This window comes from Bifidobacterium samirii (genome assembly GCF_003952945.1).
GTDB classification, from domain to species: domain Bacteria; phylum Actinomycetota; class Actinomycetes; order Actinomycetales; family Bifidobacteriaceae; genus Bifidobacterium; species Bifidobacterium samirii.
Window position 1 is genome coordinate 113,995 of record NZ_QXGK01000002.1, and the last position, 12,381, is coordinate 126,375.

Genomic DNA, 12,381 nt, shown 5'->3' on the forward strand with positions numbered 1-12,381 from the left:
GCAATACGGCCCGCCAGCGTCGCCGTCTGTATGGGAAACCTCACCCGCATACGAATGACGACGCAATACGGCACTTCAGCGTCGTCGTCTGTATGGGAAGTCCCGTTCTTATACGGATGGCGACGCAGATTCCCGCCCCGCGTCGTTATCCGTACGTGTTATCCGTACAGAAAACCACTCCCATACGAGCAATGGCGCGACACAGTGCACCAGCGTCGCAACCTGTACACGAACCTCTTCCCGTTTACAAGTTGCGACGCGACGCGCCCCGCCAGCGTCGTCGCCTGTATGGGAAACCTCACTCGCATACGAATGACGACGCAACACGGCCCGCCAGCGTCGCCGGTCGTATGCGGAGGCGGGTTCGCATACGAATGGCGACGCGAAAGAACCGCTGTCCCCACCGTCTCAGAGACGCGAACGGTACAGAAACCCGCCGCGATATACGAAAAACGACTTAATCAAGGAAGGACACGCACATGACGTTCGTGCTTGACGAATGGCTCGGCGAATGGACGAGCTTCGAGACGCTGATCGACAGCGACGACCCGTATCTGAACCGGGCGTGGGAGGAGTCGGACACGGCGCTGCGCGGCGGGAAATCGCCGTTCCGCTATATTCTGCCGTTCTTCGGCGGCAGCGCGCGGCGATTCTGGGGATGGGCGTGCCGGACCGCCGGACACGAGCATCGCGCACGCATCGGCGGATGGCGCATCACACCGCTGCCGGCCGCAGGCGATGCGGCACACGCATCCAATCTGAGTGTTTCATGTGAAACATCGCATGAAACATGCGAGCAGGCAGTCGGCCGCAGCGGCTGCGAATCAGCCGACGTCACGCAGGGATTCACGCTCGCATGGCTCGGCGCCGACGGCGAGCTGATCGGACGCCACGACTACCGGCTCGACCACATGATCGACAAGGGCCTCGAAGGCAAGCCCTGCTATATGTTCCACGCTATCGACGCGCCCGAAAAACAACGGGACCCGTTCGCCGTGCTCATCGCGATGGATCCGATGCCGTCGCGCACCGAACTCGCCGACGGCGGCCTGCTCAGCCACCTGCATTTCCAGTACGCGAGCGCCGAGTCGAAGCTGCTGAAGGGCGAGGGCCGATCCGCCCGGCTGCGCCGTCGCATGTGGTATCCGACGATGTGCGCGGCCGAGGGCGATCTGCTGGCTCGCTGCAATATCGTGCGCGCCCTGCATCAGCTTCCCGTCTGGACCGAACTGCCGCGCTGACTCCGCTGACGGGCCGACCGGGAGCGGAGCCGGCGTCATCATCCGTCAGCGGAATGCGAACACACGCGGACGCCGGGGTCGTTCGCCATGCCGAATTACGTGTCGTCTCATCAAACGTGCGGAAGCGGTATGGAAGCGTCCGGGCGACGGCACCCAACTCCCGGCTACATGCGGCCGGCCTTGGCGGGATCGAGATGCATGGTCTGGAAGCGGTCGGCCATGAACGTGTCACCGAAATGCGCGCCGAAGAAATGCGCGACGGGCGAGTCGGCCTCGATGCCGGCGAGACGCGAATACCAGGCGTCGAGCGCCATGAGCGTCATCGCCGCGTCGATCACCATGAACGCGAGGCAAGCGAGCGTGAGCGCGTACCGGACGCGCCACGGAATGCGCTGGATCAGCGTGAGCAGACGCGGCAGGATCAGCTTGATCCACGCCAGGCCCAGCAGGCCCCAGAAGAACATGTACTTGCCCGACGTGCGCCCGTCGATCGACAGCCATTTGCCGGTGTAATCCCACGCGGTGATGCCGAACGCGACCTCCATGAACCAGCTGACGAAGTATTCGAACGTGCCGCCGATCACGGCGCTCGCGCAGAAGATCAGCAGCCAGTTCTGCCGCCACAGCCGGTTGAGCAGGGCGGTGAGGATCACGGCGCCGCAGCCGTAGATCGGCGAGAACGGGCCCCACAGCAGGCCGGCGCGGTCCTGGTATTCGCCGAACAGGACGAAATGGTAGATGGTTTCGATGATGAGGCCCGCCACGCAGCCGACCATGAACAGCCAGAAGATGTTGAAGAAGTCGAGCGAAATGTAGCCTTTGCCGGTCAGGTCGCGGCCGGGCATGCCCAGATCGAGCGCCTTCTCATAGGCGGCGCGGTCCTCGCGGCGGCGTGCGGCGGTTTCGCGGCGGCGCTCCGCACGCAGGTCGGGGTCGACGGTGACGGACAATGCCACGAGGATGACCGCCTGGATGAGCGGGCCGAGCAGGTTCCAGCCGAGGCCGTCGAGCGCGACGGTGAACATGCCTTCGGCGATGGTGAGCGTGATGAGCAGGTAGATCCAGCGGGCCGCATGCTTGCGATGGTTACGGATGAGCAGCACGCCGAAGATCGTGAGTGCGATGAACGCGACCGACGACGTGGCGGCCGACAGTCCGCTCAGGATCGCGGTCAGGTTGACCGCGCCCACGTCGAGTCGTCCTTCGATCGCCTCGCGTACGGTGTACAGGATCGCCAGCACGATCAGCGGTATCGTGCACACGCCCTGGATGAGCAGGATGATGCCGTAGATGCGTGCGATGAGCGGCAGCCTCTGGTCGTCGATGTCGACGACGCCGTCGCCGTTCACGTCGCCGACGAGCCGTCCGTCGGCCGTGCGCCGCGCGTCGGCCGCGGCCACCGGGGCTGTGACGTCCGCGGGGTCGACGGCGTCGGCCGCGGTCGTTTCGGGAATGTCGTTCGATGATTCGGTCATACTACCACGCTATCAGCGGCCGTTTACCGGCGGCCGCCGCCGTCATCGGACGGCGGATGGCGACTGCGGACGTGTCGCAATCCGCACATCATCCGCCCGTCATATACGAATCACGACGCCGGCACGCATGTTTGCGTCGCGATCCGCAGACGGACCGACCGTCGTATGCAGGTTGCGACGCTAAGAGAGTCACTTGCGTCGCAATCTGCATGTGAATCGTCCGCCACATACGAATCACGACGCGAATGTGCCCCATCGAGTCGCAACCTGTATGTGCATACGGGCCGCCCCACTGCATTACGGATTACGACGCTGGCAGGGACGTTTGCGTCGCAATCCGCATGTGAACCGGGCGCCCCTTACAGATTGCGACGCGGAGTGGGCTGTTTACGTCGCCGTTCGTATACGGAACCCGTCTCGTGTACGAGTCGCGACCGAGATGAAGCAGGCAAGGAAGGAGAAGAGGCGGGGAAACCAGAAAGGAGGAGGAGGTGGGAAGAAGGAAGAAGGAAGAAAGAAGGGAAAGGGGAAACCAGAAAAGAAGAGGAAGTGGGAAGACGGAAGACGGAAGTGGGAAAGGAAGGGATGGGAAAGGCGCGGTACAAGGGACGGTCCCCGGTCCGGCGATGGGACTCGCCGGACCGGGGACCGTGTAGAGGAGGAGGTTGCAAGGGAAGGGTTAGATGCGGAACCAGGCGATGCCGCTGTCGTCGAGGTCGACGTGTTCGACGCGGCCGCCGTCCAGTGTCACGTCGGTCGACTGCGGGCGGTCGGTGTTGTTGACCACGCAGCACCAGCCGGACTTGGCGAAGCGTGCGACCTCGCACTCGGGGTTCGACGAGCTGAACGCCGCGTACCGGTCCTCGTTACGGCTGGCGTGGAACAGGATGCGCTCCAGCAGCCTCGCGTTCGCGGCCGAATACGGCAGGCCGGACACGTACACGCCGCGTCCCTTGCCGTACTCGTTGACGGCGAGCTGCACCTCGCCGTTGTCGGCGCGGATCAGCGTCACGTCCTCGCTGACGGGGAACGTGTTGGCGACCGGCTCGCCGAAGTCGATGCCGCCCAGCGGGGCGATGCCCTGGCCGCCGCCGCAGCCCGACAGCGGGATGCGGTAGCCGGCGTCGCGCCATGCGGCGGCCGTCGTCCCGTCGACCGGCACGTCGGCGGTGATGAAGTGCTCCGGCGTGACCGGCGGGAAGTACTTGTCGATCGACAGCGTCTGGTAGCGCTCCTGGTCGACGCCGAGCACGTCGGCCAGTTGGAAGAAGCGTCCCTGCCACCACTGGGAGCTGGGTTCGCCGACGCCGACGAGCGCGCCGCCGCCGCGCACCCACGCGCGCAGGGTCGCCGCCAGACGCGGCTCCCTGGCCCACACGTCGCCGCCGGAGTACGCGGTGTCGACGGGGCCGCCGGTGATGATCACGTCGATGTCGTCGTCGACGCCGTGCTCGAGCACGTCGTCGAAGCTGATGAACCGCACGTTGACGCGCATGCCGGACAGTGCTTCGAGGATGCCGTAGTACGAGTACGTCTGCTTGTTGGGCAGCGCGTGGGCGACGGTGTACGCCATCCACGAGCGCATGCGGCCCCACGAGTTGAGGATCGCGACTTCGAGCTCGCCTTCGGCGGCCTCGCCGCCGGTGCGTTCGTGGATGTCGCGGAATTCGTCGGCGATGTGTTCGACGGATTCGACGAACTTGGGGAACTTCGCGGCCAGCGACAGGTAGCCGCCGTAGCCCATGCGCGCGATGGGCGAGCGCAGGATGGCGCGGCGGGCCTTGCGCCAGTTGTCGCGCGCCTCGATGCTCGGATCGTTGCCCTCGTAGAACGTGTCGGGGAAGAAGTACGGCAGGAAGCGGCCTTCGGTGTACTTGACGCCGGGGATGTCGGCGATCATGCGCGTGGTGGTGCCGTCGCCGATGGAGCCGACGACCGCGTCCAGGCCCAGCTCGTCGAAGCCGTCCTTGTACGGTTCGGTGCCGATCCACTGGTCGCCGAGGAACATCATCGCCTCCTTGCCGGCCTCGTGCGCCATGTCGGCCATGACCTTCACGTTCTCACGCACGAATCCGCTCAGGAAGTCGATCCAGTCGCGCTGCTCCTTGCGCGGCACGCGCCACGCGGAGTTGTAGCAGCCGCCGTCCACGAAGTCCTCGGGGCGCAGACGGTAGCCGTAGCGCTCCTCGAAGTCGTCGAGGGCGCGCGGCGACACGGTGCACGAGCAGCCGAACCAGTCGACGACCTTCTCGCGGTGCTTCTGGTCGAAGATGAGGGTGAACTGGTAGAAGAACGTGGTGAAGCGCACCACGTCGACCTGCGGGTTGTCGGCGAGCCACTTGCCGAACGTGTCCATCACGAACTGGCGGGTGGCGGGATGGTAGATGTCGAACGGGATCTCGTGTTCCTTGTCGCCCCAGTCGTTGGTCAGATGGTTGTACATCTCGACCGGATCCCAGATGATGTACGCGAGGAACGAGACCGTGTACTCGTGCATCGGCTCGGCGCCCTCGACGGTGACGGTGTGCGTGGCGGTGTCCACGCGCCAGCGCTCCGGGTCGACGATCTCGCCGGTGGTGCGGTCGATGACCTCCCAGTACCTGGCCGGGTCGGCGTCGTAGTTGGGGGTGAGCTGCTCCTCGTAGAACGTGGCCATGAGGTCGATGGTGACGGTGTCGGTCTCGGCGAGGACGCGCTGGGTGAGCAGGTAGACCTGCGGTGTCTCGTCCATGTGCAGCGTGATCCACTCGTTGTGGGCGCGGGTCGGGAAGTAGGCGCTGTAGATCTTCTTGCCGAGGGAGAGAACGTCCTCGTCCAGATGGGTGCCGTCGGAGTTGCGGATCGCATCGGCGCCCCACAGGGCGGCCAGTTCCTTGGTCTTGTCGGCGAAGTTCTCCTCGCTGGGGAGGGTGAAGCGTCCGGTGGTGGTCATTGCTGGGTGTACTCCTTTGTATACGTATGATGTTGGAGGCTCCCCGCGCCGGGGCGGGGAGCCCGGAATGGATCAGCCCTTGACGGAGCCGGCGGCGAGGCCGGCCTGCCAGTAGCGCTGGAGGCCGAGGAAGAGCACGATCACCGGCAGCACGCCCAGCAGCGCGCCCATCATCAGGGCGCCGCGGTCGTTGAACGTGGACAGGGAGACCATGCCGTACAGGCCGAGCGTGACTGGCTTGAGCTCGTCGGACGAGATCATCATGAGCGGCAGCAGGAAGTTGTTCCAGGTCGCGACGAACAGGAACAGGAAGATCGTCACCATCGCCGGCGCGAGGATGCGCAGCACGATTGTGAAGAACGTCCTCGCCTCGCCGGCGCCGTCGATGCGGGCCGCTTCGAGCAGCTCGTTGGGGACGGACGTCTGCGCGTACACGCGGCCCAGGAAGAATCCGAACGGGGACACGCAGCACGGGATGATGATCGACAGCATCGTGTTGGTCAGGTGCAGCATGTGGAAGATCGAGTACTGCGGGATGGTCAGCAGGGCGGCCGGCATGAGCATGCAGCCCATGACCACGCCGATGGCGACGTTCTTGCCGCGGAAGTTGAACTTCGCGGTCGCGTAGCCGGCCATGACGGACACGAGCGTGCCGATCGCGGCGGAGACGCCCGAGTAGATGAGCGAGTTGAGGACCCAGCGCCAGAACTGGCCGCGCGTCCAGCCGAGCAGCTTGCTGTAGTTCGTGGCGATAGCGTCGGGCAGGTCGGACAGGCCCACGGCGAACCACAGGCCGTTGCTGCCGGTCATCTGCGCCGGCGTCTTGGTGGATGCGATGATCGCCCAGTAGATCGGGAACAGGAAGTAGAGCAGCGCCAGGACGAGAATGGCGATGGTCAGCACCTTGACGGGCGTGGACGCCTGCATGGAGCGCGGCAGGTCGTTGGCGTGGGAGTCGCGAATGCGGTCGGCCTTCCTGCGGGCGCGCATCGCGGCGCGGTCCTCCTTGGTCATCGTGCTCATTCTGCGTTCACCTTCCTTTCGACGATGGCGTAGATCGCGGCGAGGATGCCGGCGATGAGCGCCATGACGATGGCGATGGCCGAGGCGGGTCCGTCACCGCCCGGGGTCAGGGTGCCCTGCGAGGTGTTGAGGGCCATCATCATCGGCGTATACGATTTCGAGATGCCCGGGTCGGCGTTCGACATGACCTGCGGCTCATTGAACAGCTGGATCGTGCCGACGATCGACAGCAGCATGGCCAGCAGGGCGGCGGCGCGCACGTTCGGCAGCTTGATGCGCATCGCGATCTGGAAGCCGTTGGCGCCGTCGATGCGGGCGGCCTCGTACAGCTCATGCGGAATCGCCTGGAGGGCGGCCAGGAAGATGAGCATGTTGTAGCCGGTGAATGTCCAGGTGGTGATGTTGGCCATCGACCCGAGCACGATGTTCTTGTTGAAGAAGTCGACGTCGATGCCGAGCGACGCGAGTCCCTTGACGATCGGCGAGATCTGGCCGTTGTAGAGGAACATCCAGATGATGGAGGCGACGACGCCGGGGATGGCGTAGGGCAGGAAGTAGCCGAGGCGGAAGCCGGTGATGTGCTTGACGATGAACGAGTCGAGCAGCATGGCCAGCGCCAGCGCGCCGATGATCATGATCGGCACCTGGATGAGGGTGTAGATGAGCACGCGTCCGACACCGGCCCAGAAGGCCTCGGAGGTGATCGCATACTTGAAGTTCTCCAGTCCGACGAACTTGTTGACCAGTTCGCCGCCGCCGAATGCGCCGCCGCCTTCGGAGACCTGACGGAAGAAGCTGTTGTAGATCGCCCAGCAGATGGGCAGGACGAAGACGAGGGCGAACATGATGCCGAACGGCGCCATGAAGGCCCAGCCGGTGCGGCTTTCGCGCTTTTCAGCGTCGGAGCGCGTGCGTTTCGCCGCCGTTGCGGACCCGGCGCCGTGTTTTCCGGCGGCGTGGGTCGTGGATGATGAGGACATGACAAACCCTTTCGCGACGACGCCGTTCCTCCTCGAAGGCGCCGGTGGTTGGTGGGACTTGGGGATAAGTAAAGGCCGGAAACGCATCGCCTCCGGCCTTTACGAGTGCTACACGGGGACTACTACTCCGCCACAGGCAGACCGTAGTTCGTCAGGGTGTCGATGGAGGTCTTCTGCGCAACGGAGAAGATGTCCGTGACCTTGCCGGAGCCGTCCTTGGCGGCGGCGGCGGCCTCGGCCATCGCGCTGTTCACCGCGGAGAAGCCCGGGATGTAGGTCACGTTGGCCATGTTGTCGTTCGCGGTCTTGAACTCGGCCATGATGTCCTGGCCGCCGAAGAACTCAGCCCACTTCTCCGGGGTCTTGGCATCCTCGGTGGTGGCGGCCACGACCAGGCCCTGGGAGACGAGATCGGCGACCTGGGTGTTGAACCAGTCGAGGAACTCCATGGCCTCCTTCGGGTGTTCGCAGCCCTTCAGCACGGCCACGCCGGAACCGCCGTCGGGGCCGGTCTTGGTGCCGTTGCCGAACCAGTCGCCGAGCTGGGCGACACGCCAGTCACCCTTGCCGGTGTCACCGGCGGAGCCCATGAACAGCGGGGCCTCCCACGCGGCAGCCACGGTGCCGATCAGGGAGCCGTCCTGGACCGACGCGTCGAACGAGGCGTCCCAACGGGCGTTGGTGGTGACGGCGTTGGCGTCGATCAGCTGCTGGAAGACGTCGGCCACGGCCTTGGAGCCGGCGCCCTCGGTGTCGACGACCCACTCGTCGTCCTTGACCGAGTACCACGGGGTGGCGGCGGAAGCCAGACCGGTCAGCATGTTGCCGGCCTCATCGGGCTCGTAGGCCATGATGTACTTGCCGGATTCGGCGGCCTTCTTCGCGGCGGCGACCAGATCGTCGGCGGTCTTCGGGACCTCGATGCCCAACTTCTCGAACTCGGCGGCATTGTACATGTAGACCAGCGGGCCGGTGTCCTGCGGCAGGCCGTAGTACTTGCCGTTGACGCTCATCATGTTGTACGGGCCCTCGGCGAAGTGGTCCTTGTACTCGCCGGCGTACTCGGTGACGTCCTCAAGCAGGCCCTTGTTGAAGACCTCGGGGATCTCGGCGTAGCCGACCTGGGCCAGATCGGGGGCCTCGCCGGACTTGACGTCGGTCTCGAGCTTCTTGATCATCTCGGAGGCCTTGCCGTCGAACTTGGTGGCGGTCACCTGGATCTCCGGATGCTCCTTGTTCCACTTGGCGACGATGTCGCTGGCCAGGGTCATGCCCTCGTTATCCGGCAGACGGTGCATGTAGGTGAGGTTGACGACCTCGGTGGTGCCGCCGTCATCGGTCTTCGTGTCGTCCTTGCCGGCGTCGGTGGAACCGCAGCCGGACAGGCCCATGGACAGCGCGGCGACGGCCGCGAGTCCCGCAAAGAAACGCTTCCTTACAACCATGTTCTTACTCCTCGTCGAGATCAGGTCGCCGCCTCTACGCGGCAACTAACCGTTAGAATACATGCGCGTTTCTTAAATGTCAACATACTTAACAATTACCGCGTGTCCGGCATGATATCGGCGTTTCACCGTATTTAAAAACCCGCAGCAACCACTAAGTTGCGCAATTTTTGTTAATTCTATGAACAATCATGTCCGTACCCATCCATCGGCCACGTCACCATGTCACCATGCAGGGGAACGCAACCACGGCGTCGAACGGGAAACGAACAGCACCGAAGCCTGTCGACACGAACACATTTGCACGCACTCCCAGCTCCCCGTTCCGACCTCGGCCTCCGCCATCACGGCACGGCACCGGCTACCGGACCCGCTACCTGATCGAAGCCTCCTGCCGGGCGACCTTGAGCGCCTCGTTGAACGCGTCGGTGGTCCAGCTCGCGCCCGCCACCACATCCACCGACAGGTCCTTGAGCGGCCTGCCGTCCACCACGTCGTTGATCGCCTCGGCAAACGCGGTCTGATGCCTCTTCGAGATGCTGGTGAACGGATGACCGACGATCTCGACGCGTTCGACCAGCTGGTCCTTGACCGTCACACGCACGTCGATCGTGTCCTCGCCGACCGGCCCGTACTGGCCGTTGATCGCATACGTGCCGTCCGCGTAGTCGCCGGTGTCGGTCTTGTCGGACGTCGTGCCGTCGTCGCGGGCGCCGGCTCCGGACGACTGCGACGCATCGGAGCCGTCGGCAGCGGCGTCGGAGCCGGAACCGGAGCCGGAACCGGAACCGTCGGAACCGCTCTCCCCCTGCGCCTGCTGGGACTGGACGGTCTCGCCGGAGTTGCCGGCGAACTCGTCGTCCATCGGCGTGGCGGTCGGCTCGCCGCAGCCGGACAGCATCGCGCCGGCCACGACCAGACCGGCCGCCGCCATCGCCACGGTCTTCGTCATCGCGTTTCCATCGGTCATATCGTCCTCCTGTCATCCATCGGCATGCACGGTCAGCGGGAACCGCCGGTCTTGGCGGCCTTGGTGGGGTCGGCGAAGGCGATCGCGCGCTCGCCGGACTGGGCGCCCTCGACCTGCGCGCCCGTCGAGGCGGGACGGCCGCCCGCCGCCTCGTATGCGGCGCGCGCGGCCTCGTCGTTCCATTGCTCCCCCACCAGCACGCCGTGGTTGAGCATGATCTCGCGCTGCGCGCAGCCGGCCACGAGCGCGTCGTGCGTGACGACGACGATCGTCGTGCCCTGCTCGTGCAGCTGGCGGAACAGGTCGAGCACGATCCGCTCGTTCTTCTCATCCAGGTTGCCGGTCGGCTCGTCGGCCAGGATCAGCTTCGGACAGTTGATGAGCGCGCGGGCGATGCACACGCGCTGCTGCTCGCCGCCCGACAGCTGGCCGGGCAGATGGTGGGCGCGGTCCTTGAGGCCGACGCGCTCCAACGCCGCCAGCGCCTGCCGCTCGTCGACGACCGAATGGTAGTACTGGGCGACCATCACGTTCTCCACGGCCGTCAGATGCGGCACGAGATAGAACTTCTGGAACACCAGGCCGATCATGTTCTTGCGCACGTCGGCCAGCTGGCGGGCGTTGAGATCCTCCAGACGGCGGCCCTCCAGCATGACCGAGCCGCGCGACGGCGTGTCCATGCAGCCGATCATGTTCATCAGCGTAGTCTTGCCGGAGCCGGACGAGCCGACGATCGCCAACCACTGGCCCTCCGGCACGGTCAGGCTCAGGTCGTCCACGGCGTTGAGGTCGCCGTAGATCTTCGAGATGTGGTCGAGTTCAAGCAGCATATCCATGATGGTTCCTTTGACGGACGGGATTCGGGACGGGCGGTGACGGGCGGGGACGAGGCCGGCCCGGCGGACGGCGCCGCAGGGCCGGGTGCCACGCGGGTGCGGCGGTCATTCCTCGCGCAGGACGACGGCCGGGTCGATGCGCGTGGCGCGGCGCACCGGCGGGATCGACGCGGCGACGGCGACCAGCGCGGCCAGCAGCACCGAGGCGATGCCCAGCGGCCAGTCGAAGCCGATGGCCCGGTCGAACACGCCGACGCACAGCATGCGCGCCAGCACGTAGCCGATCGCCGTGCCCACAAGACCGCCGATCAGGCCGTACAACGCCGATTCGACGACGAATTCGACCGCGATCGCACGCGAGTCGGCGCCCAGCGCCTTGCGTAGGCCGATCTCGTTGCGGCGCTGGGAGACGATCGAGCCGATCGTCGTGCCCACGCCCACCAGGGTGAGTGCGAGCACCACCAGCGACACGATCCAGAAGAGGGTGCGCAGCATCGTGATGATGCGCGTGTCCGACGCGGTGATCCTGGTGACCTGCCGCGCGGCGACGCCCAGGTCGGCGGCGTTCACCGCGTCGACGACCGCCGCAAGATCGTCGCCGACCGCGTTGACCGAGTATTCGACGACGTCGGCGCCACGCGACGAGCCGGCGAGCGCCGTCACGTCGTCGGCGTCCGCGTACACGATCAAATCCTCGGAGCCGCCGGTGTCGACGATGCCGGCGACGCGCAATTCGGTGCCGCCGGTCTCCATGATGTCGGTGGAGACGCGGCCGTCGCGCGTCTGGCCGGCGACCGAGCCGGCGGCGGACGAACCGGACGTGCCGGACGTGCCGTCGGCTTCGGACGCGCCGGCGGACGTCGTGGCATCCGCGTCGGCGTCGGCGCGGTAGGCGATGGTGACGGTCGCGCCGACGGTCACGTCGAGCGCGTCGGCGACGTCGCGGCCGAGCATGACGGCGCCGGCGGACGGCCAGTCGCCGTCGACGCTCCAATGCCGGTTGAGGTCGCGTACGGCGGCGGTGTCGATGCCGGCGATCGTGTAGGGCGCGGCGTTGATGCGCACGTTCTCGTAACGGTAGGAGGCGGCTTTCGCGCTGCGGCCGTCGGCGACGATCGCGGTGACGGCCCGTTCGTCGGACTCGTCGATGCCGGTGGATGCGGAGCCGGCGGAATCCGAACCGGTCCGAGTCGAACCGGTCGAACCGGTCGAACCGGACGAACCGGAACCTGACGCTGCGGGGGTGACGATGAGGTTGGCGCCGTAGGCGCGCATCTCCTCGTTCATCTGCTGCGGCACGGCGATGCACACGGCGGCGAGGCAGAACAGGGTCGCCGAGCCGACCATCGAGGCGATGACTGCCATGATCGCGCGGGAGCGGCGGCGGAACACCGCTCCCCAGAGCATCGTGAGGAACATGCGGCGGTTCGTCATGCGCGGACGGCGGCCGGCATCGGCGGTCGTATCGGAACGGTGGCC

General features: G+C 65.9%; 9 protein-coding genes. 1 reads left to right on the plus strand and 8 read right to left on the minus strand.

The annotated features are described in order from the left end of the window. The first annotated feature begins 479 nt into the window (after positions 1–479). Entirely contained in the window at positions 480–1,241 is a 762-nt protein-coding gene (locus tag D2E24_RS01750; RefSeq protein WP_125967597.1) for a hypothetical protein, read from the plus strand. Positions 1,242–1,405: 164 nt separating this feature from the next. Here D2E24_RS01750 and D2E24_RS01755 read toward each other — a convergent pair whose 3' ends face one another. The 8 genes from D2E24_RS01755 to D2E24_RS01790 all read right to left on the minus strand — a co-directional run bounded on the left by D2E24_RS01755 (position 1,406) and on the right by D2E24_RS01790 (position 12,336). Beyond that, a complete protein-coding gene (locus tag D2E24_RS01755) occupies positions 1,406–2,716 on the minus strand; it encodes a putative ABC transporter permease (protein ID WP_125967598.1) in 1,311 nt (436 codons plus the stop codon). A 679-nt stretch (positions 2,717–3,395) separates the two neighbouring features. Further along, positions 3,396–5,648, minus strand: a complete 2,253-nt coding sequence (gene gnpA / locus D2E24_RS01760; RefSeq protein WP_125967599.1) for a 1,3-beta-galactosyl-N-acetylhexosamine phosphorylase — start codon at positions 5,646–5,648, stop codon at positions 3,396–3,398. A gap of 72 nt (positions 5,649–5,720) precedes the next feature. Continuing rightward, positions 5,721–6,671, minus strand: a complete 951-nt coding sequence (locus D2E24_RS01765) for a carbohydrate ABC transporter permease (protein WP_125967600.1) — start codon at positions 6,669–6,671, stop codon at positions 5,721–5,723. Next, positions 6,668–7,651, minus strand: a complete 984-nt coding sequence (locus tag D2E24_RS01770) for a carbohydrate ABC transporter permease (protein WP_125967601.1) — start codon at positions 7,649–7,651, stop codon at positions 6,668–6,670. Before D2E24_RS01770 ends, D2E24_RS01765 begins: the two co-directional genes overlap by 4 nt. Positions 7,652–7,773: 122 nt before the next feature. Continuing rightward, on the minus strand, positions 7,774–9,096 hold the full coding sequence (locus tag D2E24_RS01775) for an ABC transporter substrate-binding protein (RefSeq protein ID WP_125967602.1): 1,323 nt from the start codon (positions 9,094–9,096) through the stop codon (positions 7,774–7,776). Positions 9,097–9,469: 373 nt separating this feature from the next. Continuing rightward, on the minus strand, positions 9,470–10,066 hold the full coding sequence (locus D2E24_RS01780) for an FMN-binding protein (protein ID WP_125967603.1): 597 nt from the start codon (positions 10,064–10,066) through the stop codon (positions 9,470–9,472). Positions 10,067–10,098: 32 nt separating this feature from the next. Next, positions 10,099–10,896 (minus strand): ABC transporter ATP-binding protein, encoded by a 798-nt coding sequence (locus D2E24_RS01785; RefSeq protein WP_125967678.1) that lies wholly within the window; start codon positions 10,894–10,896, stop codon positions 10,099–10,101. 111 nt (positions 10,897–11,007) lie between these two features. After that, the gene (locus D2E24_RS01790) at positions 11,008–12,336 is read right to left on the minus strand and encodes an ABC transporter permease (protein WP_125967679.1); all 1,329 of its coding nucleotides are present in this window, start codon (positions 12,334–12,336) and stop codon (positions 11,008–11,010) included. Positions 12,337–12,381: the final 45 nt, after the last annotated feature.